Below are 22,066 nucleotides of genomic sequence, written 5' to 3'. Positions count from 1 at the left end.
GGCCCTCTCCCACAGGGAGAGGGGGAAAGAGTTCCCTCTCCCTGTGGGAGAGGGTTAGAGTGAGGGAATTTATTAGATCTTACATGCGCCGCTTTCGCAGCCATCGTCCTGAATTGACGGCGCCAGGTCGTCCTGCGCGTCTTCCGCACCATCACGGGTGTTGTGATAGTACAGCGTTTTCACGCCAAATTTGTAGGCGGTGAGCAGGTCTTTCAGCAGTTGCTGCATCGGAACCTTGCCTGACGGGAAGCGCGTCGGGTCGTAGTTGGTATTGGCAGAGATCGACTGGTCGATAAACTTCTGCATGATACCCACCAGTTGCAGGTAGCCGTCGTTGTTTGGCATTTCCCACAGCAGCTCGTAGTTGTTGCCCAGCGTTTCGTAATCCGGTACCACCTGACGCAGCACGCCGTCTTTCGACGCTTTGATGCTGACGTGGCCGCGCGGTGGCTCAATACCGTTGGTGGCGTTGGAGATCTGCGAAGAGGTCTCGGACGGCATCAGGGCAGAGAGCGTGGAGTTACGCAGGCCGTGAGTTTTAATGGACTCGCGCAGGCCTTCCCAGTCGAGGTGCAGCGGCTCGCTGACGATCGCATCCAGGTCTTTTTTGTAGGTGTCGATCGGCAGAATGCCTTTCGCGTAGGTGGTTTCATTGAACCACGGGCACGCGCCTTGCTCTTTCGCCAGCTCGTTGGAGGCTTTCATCAGGTAGTACTGAATGGCTTCGAACGTCTGGTGCGTCAGATTGTTGGCGCTGCCGTCGGAGTAACGCTTGCCGTTTTTCGCCAGCCAGTAGGCGAAGTTGATCACGCCGATACCTAAAGTGCGACGGCCCATTGCGCCGCGTTTTGCCGCCGGGATTGGGTAATCCTGGTAGTCCAGCAGGGCGTCGAGCGCACGAACCGCCAGCACGGCCAGCTCTTCCAGCTCGTCCAGGCTCTTAATCGCACCCAGGTTGAACGCAGAGAGCGTACACAGGGCGATTTCACCATTTTCATCGTTCACATCGTCCAGCGGTTTGGTCGGCAGGGCGATCTCCAGGCACAGGTTGGACTGGCGCACTGGCGCAACCACCGGATCGAACGGGCTGTGGGTGTTGCAGTGGTCAACGTTCTGGATGTAGATACGGCCGGTAGAGGCACGTTCCTGCATCATCAGGGAGAACAGATCGACCGCCTTCACGCGCTGCTTGCGGATGCTGTCGTCTTTTTCGTATTTGGTGTACAGACGCTCGAATTCGTCCTGATCGGCGAAGAACGCGTCGTACAGGCCCGGCACGTCGGATGGGCTGAACAGGGTGATATCTTCACCTTTCAGCAGGCGGGTGTACATCAGCTTGTTGATCTGCACGCCGTAGTCCATGTGACGCACGCGGTTGCCTTCCACGCCGCGGTTGTTCTTCAGAACCAGCAGGCTTTCCACTTCCAGGTGCCACATTGGGTAGAACAGGGTGGCAGCGCCACCGCGCACGCCGCCCTGAGAGCAGGATTTTACTGCCGTCTGGAAGTGCTTGTAAAACGGGATACAGCCGGTGTGGAACGCTTCACCGCCGCGGATCGGGCTGCCCAGCGCACGGATACGACCAGCGTTGATGCCGATACCAGCACGCTGGGAGACGTATTTCACGATGGCGCTGGAGGTCGCGTTGATGGAATCCAGGCTGTCACCACACTCGATCAGTACGCAGGAGCTGAACTGACGGGTAGGGGTACGCACGCCAGACATGATTGGCGTAGGCAGAGAAATCTTGAACGTAGAGACCGCATCGTAGAAACGCTTCACGTAGTCCAGACGGGTTTCACGTGGATAATTAGAGAACAGGCAGGCGGCCACCAGAATATAGAGGAACTGGGCGCTCTCGTAGATTTCGCCCGTCACACGGTTCTGAACCAGGTATTTGCCTTCGAGCTGCTTCACCGCCGCGTAGGAGAAGTTCATGTCGCGCCAGTGATCGATAAACCCGTTCATCTGCTCGAACTCTTCTTCCGTATAGTCTTCCAGCAGATGCGTGTCGTATTTGCCCAGCTCAACCATTTTCACTACGTGATCGTAAAGCTTCGGCGGCTCGAACTGGCCGTAGGCTTTCTTACGCAGGTGGAAAATCGCCAGACGCGCAGCGAGGTACTGATAATCCGGTGCGTCGCGGGAGATCAGATCTGCCGCTGCTTTGATAATGGTTTCGTGGATATCAGACGTTTTGATGCCGTCGTAGAACTGAATGTGAGAACGCAGTTCGACCTGGGATATAGATACGTTGTTCAGTCCTTCTGCTGCCCAGTCGAGAACTCGATGGATTTTGTCCAGATTGATACGCTCGGTAGTACCGTCGCGCTTTGTCACCAGCAGACTCTGATTCATGTGGGTTTTTACCTGTCCGTGAAATAAAAAAATATCCCCCGCTTATCCACAGAACCGCCTTGTGACTAACTCTGTGGATAAATACTACATATAGGGGTTTTGCGATAAGAAGAACGCTATATGGTGAGTATTCTAGTATCGAATCTTTTCAGCACAAGGGTTGATTTTGACGTTAAATTGAGGTTGTGAAAGGGTAAAAAAGGCTAAGTCCTCGTACCGTAAGGCCTGGAAGAGATGTCAATATTCCAGAAAAAAAATTCAAAATTTGATCGAGTGCTGATTTCTTCAACGGGAGGTTAGAATTGCGCAACATGATGTCGCGCAATCTTTATAAGAATAACGAATGACGTTAGTCGTTTTTGGCGGTTGTGTGCAACATATAGTTAACATCCACGCCCGGGGCAAGTTTGAATTTATCCGTCAGCGGATTGTAGTGCAGACCCGTCATGTGCTGTTCCTTAAGCCATGTCTGGTCAACCCAGCCCAGCAGTTCGGCAGGCTTGATGAACTTCTTCACGTCGTGCGTCCCTTTCGGCACCATGCGCAGCACATATTCCGCGCCTACCACGGCCATCAGCCAGGCTTTGCCGTTGCGGTTGATGGTCGAGAAGAAGACCTGTCCACCCGGTTTCACCAGTTTTGCACAGGCGTTGACGACCGACTGCGGATCGGGAACGTGCTCCAGCATCTCCATGCAGGTCACCACGTCATACTGGTGCGCATGTTTAGCCGCGTGCTCTTCCACGGTTTCCTGGACATATTCTACCTGTACGCCGGACTCCAGCGCATGAAGACGCGCAACCTGTAGAGGTTCGAAGCCCATGTCCAGACCGGTGACGGTGGCCCCTTCGCGCGCCATGCTTTCCGCCAGGATGCCGCCGCCGCAGCCGACGTCGAGCACTTTCTTACCGAACAGACCGCCGGAACGCTCCGCGATATAGCCCAGACGTAGCGGGTTAATACGATGCAGAGGTTTGAACTCACCTTCGAGATCCCACCAGCGGGACGCCACCGCTTCAAATTTGGCAATCTCTTCGTGGTCAACGTTGTGAGCCACCGGGGATTTTTCGGCATTCATGGGCGCTTTTACTCCTTATTTAGCAAGACAAATGAGTATATCAGGCAATCCCTGTGAATAAAGCGTATAGGTTTACCTGTATCACCGCGGCTGTGTTATAATTTGCGACCTTTGAATCCGGGATACAGTAGAGGGATAGCGGTTAGATGAGCGACCTTGCGAGAGAAATTACACCGGTTAACATCGAGGAAGAGCTGAAAAGCTCCTATCTGGACTATGCGATGTCGGTCATTGTTGGCCGTGCGCTGCCGGACGTCCGCGATGGCCTTAAGCCGGTACACCGTCGCGTACTATACGCCATGAACGTATTGGGCAATGACTGGAATAAAGCCTACAAAAAATCTGCCCGTGTCGTTGGTGACGTAATCGGTAAATACCATCCCCATGGTGATTCCGCGGTGTACGACACCATTGTCCGTATGGCGCAGCCTTTCTCGCTGCGTTACATGCTGGTAGATGGTCAGGGTAACTTTGGTTCTATCGACGGCGACTCCGCCGCGGCAATGCGTTATACGGAAATCCGTCTGGCGAAGATTGCCCATGAGCTGATGGCTGACCTGGAAAAAGAGACGGTTGATTTCGTTGATAACTACGACGGCACGGAAAAAATTCCTGACGTTATGCCAACGAAGATCCCAAACCTGCTGGTGAACGGTTCGTCCGGTATCGCCGTCGGTATGGCAACCAACATTCCGCCGCACAATATCACGGAAGTGATCAACGGCTGCCTGGCCTACATTGACGATGAAGACATCAGCATTGAAGGGCTGATGGAACACATCCCTGGCCCGGACTTCCCGACGGCGGCAATCATCAATGGCCGTCGCGGTATTGAAGAAGCGTACCGTACCGGTCGCGGCAAGATTTACATCCGTGCCCGCGCCGAAGTGGAAGCGGACGCCAAAACCGGCCGTGAAACCATTATTGTTCACGAGATCCCGTATCAGGTGAACAAAGCGCGACTGATTGAAAAAATCGCCGAGCTGGTAAAAGAAAAACGCGTTGAAGGCATCAGCGCGCTGCGTGACGAGTCTGACAAAGACGGTATGCGCATCGTGATTGAAATCAAGCGCGACGCGGTGGGTGAAGTTGTGTTGAACAACCTTTACTCCCAGACTCAGCTTCAGGTCTCCTTCGGTATCAACATGGTTGCGCTGCACCATGGCCAGCCGAAGATCATGAACCTGAAAGAGATCCTGAGCGCGTTCGTGCGTCACCGCCGTGAAGTGGTGACTCGCCGTACCATCTTCGAACTGCGCAAAGCGCGCGACCGTGCCCATATCCTTGAAGCACTGGCCGTTGCGCTGGCGAACATCGACCCGATCATCGAACTGATCCGCCGTGCGCCGACGCCAGCAGAAGCGAAGGCGTCGCTGGTTGCGCGTCCATGGGATCTGGGTAACGTGGCGGCGATGCTGGAACGTGCCGGCGATGATGCCGCGCGTCCTGAGTGGCTGGAGCCGGAATTCGGCGTGCGTGACGGTCAGTACTACCTGACTGAACAGCAGGCCCAGGCGATTCTGGATCTGCGTTTGCAGAAACTGACCGGCCTTGAGCATGAAAAACTGCTCGACGAGTACAAAGAGCTGCTGGAGCAGATTGCCGAGCTGCTGCATATCCTGGGTAGCGCAGAGCGCCTGATGGAAGTGATCCGTGAAGAGCTGGAGCTGGTTCGCGATCAGTTCGGCGACGAGCGTCGCACCGAAATCACGGCTAACAGCTCTGATATCAACATTGAAGATCTGATCAACCGCGAAGACGTGGTCGTGACGCTGTCTCACCAGGGTTACGTGAAGTATCAGCCGTTGACCGACTACGAAGCACAGCGTCGTGGCGGTAAAGGCAAATCTGCGGCGCGTATTAAAGAAGAAGACTTCATTGACCGTCTGCTGGTGGCCAACACCCACGACACGATCCTCTGCTTCTCCAGCCGGGGCCGTCTGTACTGGATGAAAGTCTATCAGCTGCCGGAAGCGAGCCGTGGCGCGCGGGGTCGACCTATCGTTAACCTGCTGCCGCTGGAAGCGAACGAACGTATCACCGCCATTCTGCCGGTACGCGAGTACGAAGAGGGCGTGAACGTCTTTATGGCAACCGCGAGCGGTACCGTGAAGAAAACCGCGTTGACCGAATTCAGCCGTCCACGTTCCGCCGGGATCATCGCGGTGAACCTGAACGAAGGCGACGAGCTGATCGGCGTGGATCTGACCTCCGGTTCTGATGAAGTGATGCTGTTCTCTGCGGCCGGTAAAGTGGTGCGCTTTAAAGAGAACGCCGTGCGCGCAATGGGTCGTACGGCGACCGGCGTGCGTGGTATCAAGCTGGCGGGTGAAGACAGCGTGGTTTCCCTGATCGTTCCGCGTGGCGAAGGCGCAATCCTGACCGTCACCCAGAACGGCTACGGTAAACGTACGGCGGAAAGCGAATACCCGACCAAGTCTCGCGGCACGCAGGGCGTTATCTCCATCAAAGTGACCGAGCGCAACGGTTCCGTTGTTGGCGCGGTACAGGTGGACGACGCGGACCAGATCATGATGATCACCGATGCCGGTACGCTGGTGCGTACCCGCGTGTCAGAGATCAGCGTGGTGGGTCGTAACACCCAGGGCGTTATCCTCATCCGAACTGCGGAAGATGAAAACGTCGTCGGTCTGCAACGCGTTGCTGAGCCGGTGGATGACGAAGAGCTCGACTCTATCGACGGCAGCGTCGCGGAAGGGGATGATGAAATCGTCCCGGAAGCGGACACCGATGATGAAGCAGCGGATGACGCTGACGAGTAACGTCTCCTGACGCATAAAGGGCCGGTTTCCGGCCCTTTTGTTTTGCGCAAGCAGACAAGTGAACGTTGCGACAAGCCGCGTTTACCGCTACCTTAACCACATTCTTTTTTCCCCGATGGCGGAGCCTCGCCCCTTTGAAATACCTCGTCTCCTTTCGTACCACGTTAAAAGTCTCTCGCTATCTGTTTCGGGCGCTTGCGCTACTGCTATGGTTGCTGGTGGCACTGCTCTCGGTGTTTTACATCGTTAACGCGTTACACCAGAAAGAAGCGGAGATCCGCCAGGAGTTTAACTTAAGCTCGGATCAGGCCCAGCGCTATATCCAGCGCACGTCTGACGTGATGAAAGAGCTTAAGTATATCGCTGAGAATCGACTGACGGCGGAGAACGGCATTCTTGCCCTCCGCGGTCGGGATGAAAAAACCGAAGTACCTGATTTCGAACCGCTCTTCCCGGACTCCGATTGTTCCGCGATGGGTAAAGCCTGGCGTGGCTCACTGGAGTCCCTGTCATGGTTTATGCGCTACTGGCGCGATAATTTTTCGGCCGCTTACGATCTAAACCGCGTCTACCTGATTGGCAACGAAAATCTTTGCATGGCGGACTTCGGTCTGCGGGATATGCCCGTCGAACGCGAAGACGCGTTGAAAAGCCTGCATGAGCGGATAGTGAAATACCGCAATGCGCCTCAGGAAGAGCGCGGGAACAACATCTTCTGGATAAGCCAGGGGCCGCGCATGGGCGTCGGCTATTTCTATGCCCTGACTCCGGTTTACCTCGGAAACCGCCTGCAAGCGCTGCTGGGGATTGAACAAACCATCCGCATGGAAAACTTCTTCACGCCGGGCAGTCTGCCGATGGGCGTGACCATTCTGGATGAGAACGGCCACCCACTCATCTCCCTTACCGGGCCTGAAAACCGCCTGAAGGTGGAGCCCAGCTGGATGCAGGAGCGGTCATGGTTTGGCTATACCTCCGGGTTCCGCGAGCTGGTGCTGAAGAAAAGTTTACCGCCATCGTCGCTGAGCATTGTCTATTCGCTGCCGGTGGACAAGGTGCTGGAGCGCATTCGCATCCTGATCCTTAACGCCATTTTGTTGAACATCGCGGTAGGCGTCGCGCTGTTTATGCTGGCGAGAATGTATGAGCGGCGGATCTTTATTCCGGCGGAAGCGGATGCTCAGCGTCTGGAGGAGCACGAGCAGTTTAACCGTAAGATTGTCGCCTCGGCGCCGGTAGGGATCTGTATCCTGCGTACTCAGGACGGGACAAATATCCTCAGTAACGAGCTTGCCCATAACTACCTGAACATGCTCACGCATGAAGACCGCCAGCGGTTAACGCAGATCATCTGTGGGCAACAGGTTAACTTTGTGGATGTGCTGACCAGCACCCACACCAACCTGCAAATCAGCTTCGTCCATTCGCGCTACCGCAATGAAAACGTGGCGATTTGCGTGCTGGTGGACGTCTCCGCGCGCGTTAAGATGGAAGAGTCATTGCAGGATATGGCGCAGGCGGCGGAGCAGGCCAGCCAGTCGAAATCGATGTTCCTCGCGACCGTCAGCCATGAGCTGCGTACGCCGCTGTACGGCATTATCGGTAACCTCGATCTTCTCCAGACCAAAGAGCTGCCGAAAGGGGTCGACCGCCTGGTGACGGCGATGAACAACTCGTCCAGCCTGCTGCTGAAAATTATCAGCGATATTCTCGACTTCTCTAAAATTGAATCCGAGCAGTTGAAAATAGAACCGCGTGAGTTCTCCCCGCGCGAGGTGATGAACCATATCAGCGCCAACTATCTGCCGCTGGTGGTGCGCAAACAGCTGGGGCTGTACTGCTTTATCGAGCCGGATGTGCCGCTGACGCTGCATGGCGATCCGATGCGTCTGCAACAGGTCATCTCGAACCTGCTAAGCAACGCCATCAAATTCACCGATATCGGCTGTATTGTGCTGCATGTCTGCCGGGCAGGGGAGTACCTGACTATTCGCGTACGCGACACGGGTGTTGGCATTCCGGCGAAAGAGGTCGTTCGCCTGTTCGATCCGTTCTTCCAGGTGGGGACGGGCGTCCAGCGTAATTTCCAGGGGACCGGGCTGGGTCTGGCGATTTGCGAGAAGCTTATCAGCATGATGGACGGGGATATCTCCGTCGATACCGAGCCGGGTATGGGCAGCCAGTTCACCATCCGTATCCCGCTCTACTCGGCACACTATCCGGTGAAAACCACGGTCGACGGGCTGAGCGAAAAGCACTGCTGGCTGGCGGTGCACAACGCCTCCTTACATGATTTCCTGACCTCGATGCTGACCAGCAGCGGCGTGCGGGTCTCACGCTATGAAGGCCAGACGCCGGACGCAGATGACATGCTGATTACTGACGTTGAGCCAGACAAGGCGTGGGCGGGGCGGGGCGTGGTGATGTTCTGCCGCCGTCATATCGGTATTCCGATTGAGCGTTCGCCCGGGGTATGGGTGCACAGTGTGGCGACACCGCACGAAATGTTGGGCTTGCTGGCGCGTATTTACAGCGTACAGCTTGAGGACAGCGATGGCGCTACCGTGCTGGCTTCCCCTGATGAGCTGGCATCGGTGAATGACGATATGATGATTCTGGTCGTCGACGATCATCCGATTAACCGTCGTCTGCTCGCAGACCAGCTTGGCTCTCTGGGCTATCAGTGTAAAACGGCCAATGATGGTGTGGATGCCCTGAATGTCTTAAGTAAGAATCATATTGATATTGTGCTCAGCGATGTGAACATGCCTAACATGGACGGCTATCGTCTGACGCAGCGTATCCGACAGCTGGGGCTGACGCTGCCGGTGGTGGGGGTGACAGCCAACGCACTGGCGGAGGAGAAGCAGCGCTGTCTGGAGTCGGGAATGGACAGCTGTCTGTCGAAGCCGGTCACGCTGGATGTACTGAAGCAGACGCTATCCGTGTATGCGGAGCGGGTGCGAAAAGCAAGACAATAAAAAAGGCCCGAAAGGGCCTTTTTTATGTGTCCGACGGCACTGCGCTTGCGCGGGCCTACGGGGTCTTTAGACCGGGTAACCGCGAGGGTCACCCGGCGTAGACAGCGACGATCAATCTTTGTCCGTTGCGCTCAGCGTCACGGAAGAGAGATAGTTCAGCAGGGCGATATCGTTATCCACACCCAGCTTCATCATCGCGGATTTTTTCTGGCTACTGATGGTTTTGATACTGCGGTTCAGTTTCTTGGCGATTTCAGTAACCAGGAAACCTTCAGCGAACAGACGCAGAACTTCACTCTCTTTAGGCGAGAGACGCTTGTCGCCATAGCCACCTGCGCTGATTTTTTCAAGCAGGCGTGAGACGCTCTCAGGCGTGAATTTCTTCCCTTTCTGTAGCGCCGCCAGCGCTTTAGGCAGATCGGTAGGTGCGCCTTGTTTCAGCACAATCCCTTCAATATCAAGATCCAGAACGGCGCTCAGGATCGCCGGGTTATTGTTCATGGTCAGAACAATGATCGAAATGTCCGGGAAGTGGCGTTTAATGTATTTGATGAGCGTAATCCCATCACCGTATTTATCCCCAGGCATGGAGAGATCGGTAATGAGCACGTGCGCATCAAGTTTCGGCAGGTTGTTAATAAGGGCTGTGGAATCTTCAAATTCACCGACTACATTCACCCACTCGATCTGTTCAAGTGATTTGCGAATACCGAACAGTACAATCGGATGGTCATCGGCAATAATTACGTTCATATTGTTCATGTATAAGGCTACCTTGCTACAGCAAGCTCTTGACGTAAGCGTCAATGTCGCTGATGTATTTTTCAATGCCAGAGGCATCTTTCTCACGAATTAGATGTTCCAGCGTTTCACATAACTGCTTGCCGGGAACCAGATTAAGCATGGCAAACACCCCTTTAAGCCGGTGTGCTGTCTGTGCCAGCGCTGCAAAATCCTGCGCAGCGGACTCAGTATACAACCGCTTAACATCATCTGGTACTGTATCAACGAAGAGCGAATAATATCCGCTGGCATGGAGTTCGGCATTTTCATCGCCGCCTAACGGTGACTCCAGGATCTCTTCCTGCGCCAGATTCTCTTCAATCAGTTGTAATACAGCTTCCTGCATTGCATTGCTCATATTAAAGTTGACGCGCAGCTGCCCAGGGCCGATTTTCCGCACGCCTGGCTCATCATCGCTTAAAAGCAAGCCGGAGGCAGTAAGATTAGACGGATTATCAGTTAAAAATAGATCAAATTCTTGACTCGCGAGCCTTTCGTCCGGGGTAATGCAGGACGCGCCCCAGTTTTCCAGCTGACGAACGACGATATTACGGATCTCACTTGAGGTCACGTCCACCATCACCACCACATCATCCAGCAGACGCTCTTCATCCTCTTCCTGAGGATTCGCCGCCATTTTAACATGCAAGGAGTAGCGGGTGCCGAGGGATTCGCGCGCCTTAATGTTCAGATGACCGCCCAGCTTACGCGCCAGCTGATCGCAGAGCCAGAAGGTGAGGGCATTCGCCTTACCGTAGTGGTCGCGCTGGGTATCGTTCAGGAACGGGAAGTGCAGGTTATCGATTTCGCTCACGGTGACGCCTTCGCCCGTATCCAGAATACGGAACGTCAGACGATCGTCGGTGGACTCATCGGTGCTGACTTCAAGGGTGATCTTGCCGATCTGTGTCGTGGTGACGGCATACTGAATCAACATCATCAGGATGCGACGCAGCGCATCGCGATCGCCGTGACGCTCGTCGTTGGCCGGTAAATGGTTGTTGATCAGCAGCTGGAGCCCTTTGCGCTTGATCACCGGCAGGACTTCCGGAACCACCTCATCAATCAGATCCTGGATGGAGAAGAGCGTAGGGGTGCCCTTCCAGATGTCATTCTCCAGCATGTTCGCAAGCTGGATTTCGTCCACCAGACGAACCAGCGAGTCGGCCTGACTGCTAAGCTGTCGGCTTTCCGGCGTGCTTAAATCAGCAATCTGCGTGGCGAGTGACTTCAGCGGCTGTTTAAAGGCATCGCCAATGTTTTGCATAAACGCCGCGCGGCCATGCTGGTTTTTCTCATACAGCCTTTGCGCCTGCTTGAGCTTTTTATTCACCAGCACTTCGCGATCCTGATCGCGGATGATGAAGATTTGCGTGCGCGAGGCGACCTGACTGCGGAACTGACGGATCTCATACAGTTCATTATTAATGGTGGCCTGAATGACGCCCTGATGCTGGTCCGCCATGGCCGTAATATTTTGCAGGTTAAGATGCGGCAGAAGGTGATCGGCAATTTTGTTGCTCATCACCGTCCGGTTTGCCTCCTGATCGTGAACAAGCACCCCAAGCGGCAGCACGGAAATAATCTCTTCATTCAGGGCACGAAGAACACGCAACTCGTTGCTGGTCCCGGCTGATACCGACGTCGAGTCGCTCTGGCGGCCCGACTGGAAACGGAAGGTGCTGTAGCCAAACAGCGCCAGCGCCAGCAGGCCGATATTCAACAGCAGCGGCAGCATAATGTTTTGCAGGGTATCAAGCATCAGGGTGCCAAAAGGCACCTGCCACACCAGCCGCATACCGGTTGAGTTGAGCGATGAGGCAATCTCAATCTTCGAGCCATTGAATGAGATCGCTACGCTGTCCGGGCCTTCTTTATCCGACGGCGTGCGCATATTTTGGGTGCTGTTGTCTGGCTCCAGTCGGAAACTGTCCAGCGGCATATCCGGCGGGATAAGATCGTTAATTGGCAGATCGAAGGCAACCACGGTCGCCAGATGGCCCGGCTGGTTAAAGGTGGTTCGCAGCGTAAAGTAGTGGCCATTCTGCCAGGCAAGACGGCGTAATGACGAGAAACTTTCGCGCTCGTCCAGCGCGTTGGCCTGTTGCAGCATTTCTGCCCGACGGGAATCGACAATGCTGCCAACGGTGGTCTCTTTAAAGCCCGACGAGAGATCCTTAAGCGGCAGGGTCGAGATCAGGATCATGCTGTTGTCCTGACCGTTCAGGTAATACATGGACCACGGTACGGTCTCGGCGCCCCACAGGGTGTCCAGATAGGAGGAGATCCGCTGCGTCATCTCAAGCGTTGCGCTGTCGTGCGAGCCGAAAATCAGGGCTTCCGTCTTACGCTGCGGTTTTTCAAGGTAATACACATCCTGCTTAAGGCGCGTTTCCTGCAACCCTTCGCCTGATGAGGTGGCAGGTGTGGCGGCGATATTGTCGTAGATTTGCCAGGTCGCGTAGCGCCACGTATCAATGCGCTTATGCACCGCATGGGTGATATCGACAATTTGATAGCTTTTATCTTTAAGCCAGGTATTCACGGCGCTCTGAACCATCACTCCCATTGTGACTAACAGCACAACGATCAATAGAAGAAAGAAACGGGTGATGCTGCCCGGTAGAAGGGAGAATTTGCTCGGGGCGGTAGTTTCAGTCTGACTCATCGATGTGTTTAACCCGTAATGGCCGCGCGGTAATGGGATAGGGCAGTATAAAGGGTAATAACTGAATTTCCAGCGTCGTTATCGGTATGACCTTGACTTTTTATCTGTCGCAACCCGCTTCAACGTCATCCGTGTGAAAGATGTACAAAACCCAGTGAAATGTACAAATATGCTGTTACAACGGCAGTAAAATAGCACGAATTAACAAGAAATTAATTTTGAAAGTGAAAAGGAAAATCTGTAAACGCCGGGCGATGGATTTAGTTAATAGTCGTTATCATTACAGACGGGTAGCACATAAAATGTCTGTTGACGTAAAGAAAGGTAAAAAAAAACCGAATGCGGAGCATCCGGTTCAATTAGGGATAAACAGACATTCAGAACTGAATGACGGTAATAAATAAAGTTAATGATGATAGCGAGGGTTATTTTAGTGGTGTTGACGGGAATTTTTTTGTCATTCAGTGCTGTACTCTTTTTTAAGATAGTCTTTTGAATTTTATAGGATATATTTTTGTTTTGATTATCCGTGCTATATTTTTAAACTTTTGATGCTTTGTGAAAGTTCCTTGAAATTTACATATTGAAACATCTTGATGGTAAAGTGAAACATCTTCAAAGTTTTCGTATCATATTCCTGTTGGATTATTCTGCATTTTTGAGGAGAATGAACTTGCCGACTGGTTAAGAGGGTTGACCAGTAAGCAGTGGTAAATAATAAGGCATATAACAGAGGGTTAATAAAATGAAAGTTAAAGTACTGTCCCTCCTGGTACCAGCTCTGCTGGTGGCAGGCGCAGCAAATGCGGCTGAAATTTATAACAAAGACGGCAACAAATTAGATCTGTACGGTAAAGTGGATGGCCTGCACTATTTCTCTGATGACGACAGTGCAGACGGCGACCAGACCTACATGCGTCTGGGCTTCAAAGGCGAAACTCAGGTTAACGACCAGCTGACCGGTTACGGCCAGTGGGAATACCAGATCCAGGGTAACTCTGGTGAGAACGAAAACAACTCATGGACGCGTGTGGCGTTCGCAGGTCTGAAATTCGCTGATGCGGGTTCATTCGACTACGGTCGTAACTACGGCGTTGTTTACGATGTGACTTCTTGGACCGACGTTCTGCCGGAGTTCGGCGGCGATACCTACGGTTCTGACAACTTCATGCAGCAGCGTGGTAACGGCTTCGCGACCTACCGTAACCAGGACTTCTTCGGTCTGGTTGATGGTCTGAACTTCGCGTTGCAGTACCAGGGTAAAAACGGCAGCGCAAGCGGCGAAGGCCAGACCAACAACGGTCGTGAGGCACTGCGTCAGAACGGTGATGGCTACGGCGGCTCTCTGACCTATGATCTGGGCGAAGGCTTCGCTATCGGTACGGCAGTCACCAGTTCTAAACGTACTGCTGACCAGAACGCTGCGGGCTACTACGGTGAAGGCGATCGCGCAGAGACCTACACCGGTGGTCTGAAATATGACGCGAACAACATCTACCTGGCTGCACAGTATACTCAGACTTACAACGCGACCCGTGCGGGCGACCTGGGCTGGGCTAACAAAGCGCAGAACTTCGAAGTGGTTGCGCAGTATCAGTTCGACTTCGGTCTGCGTCCATCCGTGGCGTACCTGCAATCTAAAGGTAAGGACCTGGAAAACGGCTACGGCGACCAGGATCTGCTGAAATATGTTGATGTTGGCGCGACTTACTACTTCAACAAAAACATGTCCACCTACGTTGATTACAAAATCAACCTGGTTGATGAGAACGACTTCACTCGCGCAGCAGGTATCGGTACTGACGATATCGTCGCGCTGGGTCTGGTTTACCAGTTCTAATTGCTCATACAGCGACAAAGGGGCCATCAGGCCCCTTTTTTCATGCTTTTTTAGGGTCTTACAAATACGCTGTTTTAGTGTACTCTTGCCGCCCTGGCATGAGGATAATAACCAATGGATATGACTTTTTTACGCGCCAGCGTTCTGGCGACTTTTTTACTCCTGACCGCGTGTGACTCTTCTACACAGCCCGCAAAAATCGACGCACCCGCCGCGACGGTGCTGGAAGGGAAAACCATGGGGACCTTCTGGCGCGTCAGCGTGATGGATATTGATAAGTCCCGCGCTGAAGAACTACGCGGTAAAATTCAGGCGCAGCTGGATGCCGACGATCAGCTACTCTCTACCTATAAAAATGACTCAGCGCTGATGCGTTTCAATCGCTCCAGCAGCACCTCGCTGTGGCCGGTGAGCGAAGCAATGGCCGATATCGTCACGGAAGCCATGCGCGTGGGCTACAAAACCAACGGCGCAATGGACGTGACCGTGGGGCCGCTGGTGAACCTGTGGGGATTTGGCCCCAACAAGCAGCCGGTGACCACACCCGATCAAGCCGCCATCGACGACGCCCGCGCGCGTACAGGGTTACAGCATCTGGCGGTGATCTCCCAGTACGGTCAGCAATACCTGCAAAAAGACATTCCCGACCTGTTTGTGGATCTCTCCACGGTAGGCGAGGGGTATGCTGCGGATCATCTCGCGGCCCTGATGGCGCAGGAAGGTATTCCCCGTTATCTGGTTTCCGTCGGGGGCGCGCTCGTCAGCCGGGGCATGAACGCCAGCGGCAGGCCGTGGCGAGTGGCCATCCAAAAACCAACCGATCAGCAGAACGCGGTGCAGGCGATTGTCGACATCAACGGGCACGGTATCAGCACCTCCGGAAGCTACCGCAACTATTACGAGCTGGATGGCAAACGTATCTCGCATGTGATTGATCCGCAAACCGGACGCCCGATTACCCACAACCTGGTGTCCGTGACGGTGATAGCGCCAACTGCGCTGGAAGCCGACGCCTGGGATACCGGATTGATGGTGCTCGGCACGGAGAAGGCCAAAGAGGTGGTGCGTCAGGAAGGGCTGGCCGTTTATATGATCACCAAAGAGGCTGACGGGTTTAAAACCTGGAGTTCACCGCAGTTCAACAGCTTCCTGGTGAGCGAAAAAAATTAAAAAGCAAGGTTGCGGGTTTTTGTTCGGTGGCGTTCAGGCAAGCTGAGCGTATGCTTGTAAGAGGAGCCGATGATGAAAAACACAACCTATCTTACCGATGAGGATCGCTGGCAGGCTGTTCTGGCCCGCGATCCGCGTGCGGATAACCAGTTTGTCTTTGCCGTGCAGACGACCGGCATTTATTGTCGTCCGTCCTGCCGTGCCCGCCACGCGCTGCGTAAAAATGTCTGCTTTTATCCTGATGCTCACCAGGCCGCGCAGGCGGGTTTCCGCCCCTGTAAGCGCTGTAGGCCGGACCAGGTCGACCCTATGGCGCAGAAAAAGGCCAACGTTGCGCTGGCCTGCCGACTGCTTGAGCAGGATGCCGCGCTGAACCTGGAGGCACTGGCGCAGCAGGTTGGCATGAGTCCGTTCCATCTCCACCGCTTGTTTAAATCCGTTACCGGCATGACGCCGAAAGCATGGCAGCAGGCTGCGCGTGAACAACGCCTGCGTAGCCTGCTTGCACAGGGCGGTAAAATCACCGACGCCGTACTGGCCGCTGGCTTCCCGGACGGCAGCAGCTACTACCGTAAAGCCAACGGCGCGCTGGGCATGACGGCGAAACAGTACCGTAACGGAGAGGCTGCGGTCCGCTATGCCATCAGCGACTGCTCGCTGGGCCACTGTCTGGTGGCGGAAAGCGAGCGCGGGATCTGCGCAATACTGCTGGGTGATGACGACGCCGGGCTGACGGCTGAGCTGCTGTCACTGTTTCCGCTTGCCGTCCGCGAACCGATGGAAGGCGCATTTGCCGGGCGTGTTCGTCAGGTGATTGCCTCTGTCGACAGCCGCGCGACGCCGTTGACGCTGCCGCTGGATATCCGGGGTACCGCCTTCCAGCAGCAGGTCTGGCAGGCGCTGCGGGCTATCCCCTGCGGTGAAACGGCAAGCTATCAGCAGGTGGCGAAGGCCATTGGTAAACCCAATGCCGTACGTGCCGTGGCGGGGGCCTGCGGAGCCAACAAACTGGCGATAGTTATCCCCTGTCACCGCGTGGTGCGTAACGACGGTGCGCTGTCGGGTTATCGCTGGGGCGCAGCGCGTAAGGTGCTATTGTTGAAACGTGAGGCGAACAACCCGGAGGGATAATGCTCGATCTTTTTGCTGATGCTGAACCCTGGCAGGAGCCGCTCGCGCCGGGGGCGACGATCCTGAGACGTTTTGCGCTTTCCCGCGCGGCGGCGCTGTTCGACGGTATTGATACCGTCACCGCCCGTTCGCCGTTTCGCCATATGGTCACGCCGGGCGGGTATACCATGTCCGTGGCGATGACCAACTGCGGCGAACTGGGATGGGCGACGAATGAGCGGGGCTATGTATATGCCGCGAACGACCCGCTGACGGAGAGGCCGTGGCCGCCGATGCCGGAGGCGTTTCAGGCGCTGTGTCACGATGCCGCCGTCGCGGCCGGCTATCCTGATTTTCGTCCCGATGCCTGTCTGATCAACCGCTATGCCGTCGGCGCAAAACTCTCCCTGCATCAGGATAAGGACGAGCCTGACCTGCGCGCGCCGATTGTCTCGGTATCCCTTGGGTTGCCCGCTGTCTTTCAGTTTGGCGGCCTGCGGCGCAACGACCCGCTCAAACGGCTGATGCTGGAGCATGGCGATGTGGTGGTCTGGGGCGGTGAATCACGGCTTTTTTATCACGGCATTCAGCCGCTTAAAAATGGCGATCACCCGGTGGCGGGGGCGTTTCGCTACAACCTCACGTTCCGCCAGGCAGCGTACAGAGAATAAAAATAAGAATTATTCTTGATGTGTGTGAAAGGCAGTTTACACTGCTGGCTGATTTTTCTTGTCCGGATTGCTCTGCATGCAACTACTTCTTCTTGTCTGGCGGCAGTATCGCTGGCCTTTTATCGCGGTGATGGCGCTAAGCCTTGCCAGCGCGGCGCTGGGGATCGGCCTGATTGCCTTCATTAACGTGCGTTTGATCGAAATGGTCGACACGTCACTCTCCGTCCTGCCGGAATTTCTGGGTTTACTGCTGCTGCTGATGGCAGTCACGCTCGGGTCACAGCTGGCGCTGACCGCGCTCGGCCACCACTTCGTTTTCCGTCTGCGCAGCGAGTTCATCAAACGGATCCTTGATACTCAAGTGGAACGCATCGAACAGCTGGGAAGTGCTTCTCTGCTGGCGGGGCTGACCAGCGATGTGCGCGCCATTACCATCGCCTTTGTGCGCCTGCCGGAGCTGGTGCAGGGGATCATCCTGACCTTTGGCTCGGCAGCCTATCTCGCCTGGCTCTCCAGCAAAATGCTGGCGGTAACGGCGCTGTGGATTGTTATTACCATCTGGGGCGGGTTCCTGCTGGTATCACGCGTCTATAAGCACATGGCGGTGCTGCGCGAAACGGAAGACAAGCTCTATAACGATTATCAGACAGTGCTGGAAGGGCGCAAAGAGCTGACGCTGAACCGCGAGCGCGCCGAACATATCTTCAACCATCTCTATATCCCGGATGCGCACGAATATCGTCATCACATTATTCGCGCCGATACGTTCCACCTGAGCGCCGTGAACTGGTCCAACATCATGATGCTGGGTGCCATTGGCCTGGTGTTCTGGATGGCGAACAGCCTGGGGTGGGCGGATACCAACGTGGCGGCAACGTACTCCCTGACGCTGCTGTTTTTACGCACGCCGCTGCTGTCGGCCGTTGGCGCACTACCGACGCTGCTGAGCGCACAGGTGGCCTTCAACAAGCTGAAGAAGTTCGACCTTGCGCCGTTTAAGTCTGAGTTCCCGCGCCCGCAGGCCTTTCCGAACTGGCAAACGCTTGAGCTGCGTAACGTGACCTTCCGCTATCAGGATAACGCCTTCTCCGTGGGGCCGATAAATCTGACCATTCACCGCGGCGAACTGCTGTTCCTGATCGGCGGTAACGGCAGCGGCAAATCCACGCTGGCGATGCTGCTGACGGGCCTCTATCAGCCGCAGTCAGGCGAAATTTTGCTGGATGGCAAAGCGCTGAGCGCGGAGAAACCGGAGGACTACCGCAAGCTCTTTTCGGCGGTATTTACCGACGTCTGGCTGTTCGACCGGCTGCTGGGCCCGGAAGGGCAGCAGGCGGATCCGGCGCTGGTGGAGAAGTGGCTTGCGCATCTGCAAATGTCACACAAGCTGGAGCTACAGGATGGCAAAATCCTGAATCTCAAGCTGTCGAAAGGGCAGAAGAAGCGCGTGGCGCTGCTGCTGGCGCTGGCCGAAGAGCGCGACATCATCCTGCTGGATGAATGGGCCGCCGATCAGGACCCGCACTTCCGTCGCGAGTTTTATCAGGTCCTGCTGCCGCTGATGCAGGCGATGGGGAAAACCATTTTTGCCATCAGCCATGACGATCACTACTTCATTCACGCCGACCGTCTTTTGGAGATGCGCGACGGCAAACTGAGCGAGCTGACCGGCGATGAGCGCGATGCGGCGTCACGGGACGCGGTGGCGCGCACGGCCTGATTGCAATTGTGCCGGGTGGCCCCCGGCACACTCATTTTTCATATATGCCGTTTTTTTCTCCATCCCGACCCGCCGTTTATTCTTATTTACATATCCCCGCGCTATGCTTAACGCCAACTCATTTAATGGATTTATGATTGATGTCGGTATTAAAGAAAAACAGCGCCAGGCAGCGTGACCAGGAGCGTGCGCGGCTCATCTGGCTCCTGACGACCGATAAAGCGGTCACGTCAACGTTATTGGGTAAGCTAACCCTGGCTGAGCAATATGATGTCGGCACGCTGGCCGACGATATTGCTGAGGTAGGTGCGCTGGTTGCACATTTACCACCTCCGGATCTGGCGGACACCCTGGAGGCATTGCCTTCCGAGGAGCGCCACGCCCTGTGGCGGCTGGTGCAGGATCATGAGCGCGGTCAGGTGCTGCTTGAAGCCTCGGAAAACGTCTGGGATGACCTTATCGATGAGATGAGCGATCGGGACATTCTTGACGCCCTGCAAACGCTGGATATCGATGAGCAGATTTACCTCGTTCAGCATCTTCCGCGCAACCTGACCGGACGCCTGCTGGCTTCCCTGCCTGCCGAGGAGCGGGCGCGCGTGCGTCAGGTGATGCACTACGAGAAAAACAGCGTCGGCGCGATCATGGAGTTTGGCGTCATCACCGTGCGTCCGGACGTCACCCTGGGTACGGTGCAGCGCTATCTTCGTCGCCTGGGCAGTATGCCGGACAACACCGATAAACTGTTCGTCACCTCGCGGGATAAAACCCTGCTCGGGGAGCTGGAGCTGAAAACGATCCTGCTGAACAGCACCCAGCAGCGGGTAAGTGAGGTCATGGAAACCGAGCCGATGGTCTTCTCGCCGGAAGACGATGCCGAAAAAGCCGCGCGTACCTTCGAACGTGATGACCTGGTGAGCGCGGCGGTGGTGGATTCGGTGGGCAAGCTGATGGGGCGTCTGACCATTGATGAGATCGTTGACGTGGTCTATGAAGAGACCGATAACGACCTGCGTGCCCTTGGCGGTATCAGTGCCGAAGACGATGTTCATGCCTCCGTCGGCAAGGCCGTCAAAACCCGCTGGGCGTGGCTCGCCATCAATTTATGCACCGCGTTCGTGGCGTCCCGCGTTATTGACGGCTTCGAACATACCATTTCCCAGCTGGTGGCCCTGGCGTCGTTGATGCCGATTGTGGCGGGGATCGGCGGGAACACCGGCAACCAGACAATCACCATGATCGTTCGCGCCCTGGCGCTGGAAAACATTCAGCCGGGTAATTTTTCGTGGCTGATTTTCAGGGAGATGGGCGTCGCGCTGATTAACGGCCTTGTCTGGGGCGGCATCATGGGCGGCATTACCTGGTGGCTGTACGATGATATGGCGCTGGGCGGGGTCATGATGCTGGCGATGGTGCTGAACCTGCTGGTGGCGGCGATGATGGGCGTGATTATCCCATTGACGATGACCCGGCTGGGGCGCGACCCCGCGGTGGGGTCGAGCGTGATGATCACCGCCATTACCGATACCGGCGGTTTCTTTATTTTTCTTGGACTGGCGACGATTTTTCTTCTGTAGCCAGTGCTTTTTGCTTAAGTCGGGCAGGGAGGATGAACATCATCACAATCCCGCCCAGCACGCCAATCGCCAGGTTGCCGGTGTAAACCGTTGCCACAACCGTCACCAGCATCACGACGGTTTCAGCCACCGGCGCGTTTTTCAGCGTGCCGGGCTGAACGCTATGCCAGCTAAAGGTCTTGACGGCCACAATGGCCATAATACCCGCCAGTACCGCCATCGGGATTTTGGCCATCACCTCGCTGAGCGCCGTAACCAGCACAAGCAGTACGATACCCGCCGCAAGGGTGGAGATACGGCTTCTGCCTTTCCCCATCTCCACGTTAACGATGGTCTGCCCAATCATCGCGCAGCCCGCAATGCCGCCGTAGAACCCGGCCATAATATTCCCCACGCCCAGACCGATGCTCTCGCGGCGCTTGCTTGAAGGGGTAACGGTCAGTTCATCCACCAGCTTAGCCGTCAGTAGCGATTCCAGCAGGCCAACAAAAGCGATACTTAGCGCGCACGGCCAGATAATGCTCAGGGTTTCCAGATTGAGCGGCACCAGCAGTTGCGTAAAGCCCGGCAAACCGCCGCTCATGGAGCCTTCATCCCCTACCGTCGGCAGGATTTGCCCGCTGGTGACGGTGAACAAAGTCAGCAGCACAACGGCAATCAGCGGGGAGGGTACGCTTTTAATATAGCGTGGCACCCACAGCACAATCAGCAGCGTCAGCACGAACAGGCCTACTATCAGCGGGCTTCGGCTCCAGAAATGGGGCACCTGGGCAAAGAAAATCAAAATGCCAAGGGCGTTAACAAACCCGGTCATCACCGACTGGGGAATAAAGCGCATCAGCCGCGCCATTCCCAGCGCGCCGAACAGGATCTGAATCACGCCAGCCATCACCACCGCGGGCAGAATGTACTGTACGCCGTGTTGATGGACCATCGGGCCAATCACCAGCGCGACGGAACCGGCCGCCGCCGTCACCATGGCCGGACGCCCGCCGATCAGGGAAAGGGCGAAACAGAGCACCACGGAGGCGATAAGGCTCACTTTCGGATCCACGCCCGCGACCACGGAAAACGAAATCACTTCCGGGATCAGCGCCAGCGCGGTAATCACGCCGGCCAGGGTTTCGCGCATCAGACGTTGAGGCGAACGTAAAACGGTGGCGACATGGCCTTCTTGGGGTACAGACGAGTGAGGTAATGACATAACAATTCGCTGGTAGGGGCAGGCTTCCGTGCGCGCGATCACAAAGTGCAGCATCATAGCCAGGAAAATCGTCGGGTGCCAGCCTGTATGCCAAAACCCTACAAACAATCCATCATTAAATTT

The 22,066-nt window shown here is 55.5% G+C and carries 13 protein-coding genes; 8 read left to right on the top strand and 5 right to left on the bottom strand.

Annotated features, from left to right (window positions below):
* Window positions 1-72: 72 nt before the first annotated feature.
* Together nrdA and ubiG are read right to left on the bottom strand one after the other, a co-directional pair.
* Window positions 73-2,358 (bottom strand): class 1a ribonucleoside-diphosphate reductase subunit alpha, encoded by a 2,286-nt coding sequence (gene nrdA / locus ACOTXC_RS06990; RefSeq protein WP_023300610.1) that lies wholly within the window; start codon window positions 2,356-2,358, stop codon window positions 73-75.
* A 349-nt stretch (window positions 2,359-2,707) separates the two neighbouring features.
* Entirely contained in the window at window positions 2,708-3,436 is a 729-nt protein-coding gene (gene ubiG / locus ACOTXC_RS06985; protein WP_045620901.1) for a bifunctional 2-polyprenyl-6-hydroxyphenol methylase/3-demethylubiquinol 3-O-methyltransferase UbiG, read from the bottom strand.
* A 146-nt stretch (window positions 3,437-3,582) separates the two neighbouring features.
* Between ubiG and gyrA the strand changes: the two genes are divergently transcribed.
* Both gyrA and rcsC read left to right on the top strand, forming a co-directional pair.
* Window positions 3,583-6,219: a DNA topoisomerase (ATP-hydrolyzing) subunit A gene (gene gyrA, locus ACOTXC_RS06980; protein WP_023300608.1), complete on the top strand. Its 2,637-nt coding sequence runs from the start codon at window positions 3,583-3,585 to the stop codon at window positions 6,217-6,219.
* 134 nt (window positions 6,220-6,353) lie between these two features.
* Window positions 6,354-9,200 (top strand): two-component system sensor histidine kinase RcsC, encoded by a 2,847-nt coding sequence (gene rcsC, locus ACOTXC_RS06975; protein ID WP_023300607.1) that lies wholly within the window; start codon window positions 6,354-6,356, stop codon window positions 9,198-9,200.
* 111 nt (window positions 9,201-9,311) lie between these two features.
* Here rcsC and rcsB read toward each other — a convergent pair whose 3' ends face one another.
* Both rcsB and rcsD read right to left on the bottom strand, forming a co-directional pair.
* Window positions 9,312-9,962: a response regulator transcription factor RcsB gene (gene rcsB, locus ACOTXC_RS06970; protein ID WP_003859405.1), complete on the bottom strand. Its 651-nt coding sequence runs from the start codon at window positions 9,960-9,962 to the stop codon at window positions 9,312-9,314.
* Window positions 9,963-9,978: 16 nt separating this feature from the next.
* The gene (gene rcsD / locus ACOTXC_RS06965; RefSeq protein WP_022648798.1) at window positions 9,979-12,651 is read right to left on the bottom strand and encodes a phosphotransferase RcsD; all 2,673 of its coding nucleotides are present in this window, start codon (window positions 12,649-12,651) and stop codon (window positions 9,979-9,981) included.
* A 745-nt stretch (window positions 12,652-13,396) separates the two neighbouring features.
* Between rcsD and ACOTXC_RS06960 the strand changes: the two genes are divergently transcribed.
* The 6 genes from ACOTXC_RS06960 to mgtE all read left to right on the top strand — a co-directional run bounded on the left by ACOTXC_RS06960 (window position 13,397) and on the right by mgtE (window position 20,739).
* Window positions 13,397-14,491: a porin OmpC gene (locus ACOTXC_RS06960; protein ID WP_003859401.1), complete on the top strand. Its 1,095-nt coding sequence runs from the start codon at window positions 13,397-13,399 to the stop codon at window positions 14,489-14,491.
* A gap of 114 nt (window positions 14,492-14,605) precedes the next feature.
* Window positions 14,606-15,661, top strand: coding sequence for an FAD:protein FMN transferase ApbE (gene apbE / locus ACOTXC_RS06955; RefSeq protein WP_023300605.1), 1,056 nt, complete (start codon window positions 14,606-14,608; stop codon window positions 15,659-15,661).
* Between the two features lie 72 nt (window positions 15,662-15,733).
* A complete protein-coding gene (ada, locus tag ACOTXC_RS06950) occupies window positions 15,734-16,792 on the top strand; it encodes a bifunctional DNA-binding transcriptional regulator/O6-methylguanine-DNA methyltransferase Ada (protein ID WP_063151796.1) in 1,059 nt (352 codons plus the stop codon).
* Window positions 16,792-17,442, top strand: a complete 651-nt coding sequence (alkB, locus tag ACOTXC_RS06945; RefSeq protein ID WP_421767524.1) for a DNA oxidative demethylase AlkB — start codon at window positions 16,792-16,794, stop codon at window positions 17,440-17,442. Before ada ends, alkB begins: the two co-directional genes overlap by 1 nt.
* A 76-nt stretch (window positions 17,443-17,518) precedes the next feature.
* Window positions 17,519-19,162, top strand: a complete 1,644-nt coding sequence (locus ACOTXC_RS06940) for a multidrug ABC transporter permease/ATP-binding protein (RefSeq protein WP_046619099.1) — start codon at window positions 17,519-17,521, stop codon at window positions 19,160-19,162.
* Window positions 19,163-19,302: 140 nt separating this feature from the next.
* Window positions 19,303-20,739: a magnesium transporter gene (gene mgtE, locus ACOTXC_RS06935; protein ID WP_006811337.1), complete on the top strand. Its 1,437-nt coding sequence runs from the start codon at window positions 19,303-19,305 to the stop codon at window positions 20,737-20,739.
* On the opposite strand, the gene ACOTXC_RS06930 is transcribed toward mgtE, so the two are convergent.
* Window positions 20,702-21,997, bottom strand: coding sequence for a SulP family inorganic anion transporter (locus tag ACOTXC_RS06930; protein WP_421767561.1), 1,296 nt, complete (start codon window positions 21,995-21,997; stop codon window positions 20,702-20,704). The genes mgtE and ACOTXC_RS06930 overlap by 38 nt on opposite strands.
* Between the last annotated feature and the right edge of the window lie 69 nt (window positions 21,998-22,066).

The organism is Enterobacter cloacae complex sp. IR5428 (genome assembly GCF_049238585.1).
GTDB lineage: Bacteria > Pseudomonadota > Gammaproteobacteria > Enterobacterales > Enterobacteriaceae > Enterobacter > Enterobacter intestinihominis.
This window is presented reverse-complemented; position numbering and strand designations above follow the sequence as displayed.

Bases quoted from the DNA above. Each gene is read 5' to 3' on its own strand.
- nrdA (WP_023300610.1), bottom strand. From the start codon at position 2,358: ATGAATCAGAGTCTGCTGGTGACAAAGCGCGACGGTACTACCGAGCGT.
- ubiG (WP_045620901.1), bottom strand. From the start codon at position 3,436: ATGAATGCCGAAAAATCCCCGGTGGCTCACAACGTTGACCACGAAGAG.
- gyrA (WP_023300608.1), top strand. From the start codon at position 3,583: ATGAGCGACCTTGCGAGAGAAATTACACCGGTTAACATCGAGGAAGAG.
- rcsB (WP_003859405.1), bottom strand. From the start codon at position 9,962: ATGAACAATATGAACGTAATTATTGCCGATGACCATCCGATTGTACTG.
- rcsD (WP_022648798.1), bottom strand. From the start codon at position 12,651: ATGAGTCAGACTGAAACTACCGCCCCGAGCAAATTCTCCCTTCTACCG.
- ACOTXC_RS06960 (WP_003859401.1), top strand. From the start codon at position 13,397: ATGAAAGTTAAAGTACTGTCCCTCCTGGTACCAGCTCTGCTGGTGGCA.
- apbE (WP_023300605.1), top strand. From the start codon at position 14,606: ATGGATATGACTTTTTTACGCGCCAGCGTTCTGGCGACTTTTTTACTC.
- ada (WP_063151796.1), top strand. From the start codon at position 15,734: ATGAAAAACACAACCTATCTTACCGATGAGGATCGCTGGCAGGCTGTT.
- alkB (WP_421767524.1), top strand. From the start codon at position 16,792: ATGCTCGATCTTTTTGCTGATGCTGAACCCTGGCAGGAGCCGCTCGCG.
- ACOTXC_RS06940 (WP_046619099.1), top strand. From the start codon at position 17,519: ATGCAACTACTTCTTCTTGTCTGGCGGCAGTATCGCTGGCCTTTTATC.
- mgtE (WP_006811337.1), top strand. From the start codon at position 19,303: ATGTCGGTATTAAAGAAAAACAGCGCCAGGCAGCGTGACCAGGAGCGT.
- ACOTXC_RS06930 (WP_421767561.1), bottom strand. From the start codon at position 21,997: ATGCTGCACTTTGTGATCGCGCGCACGGAAGCCTGCCCCTACCAGCGA.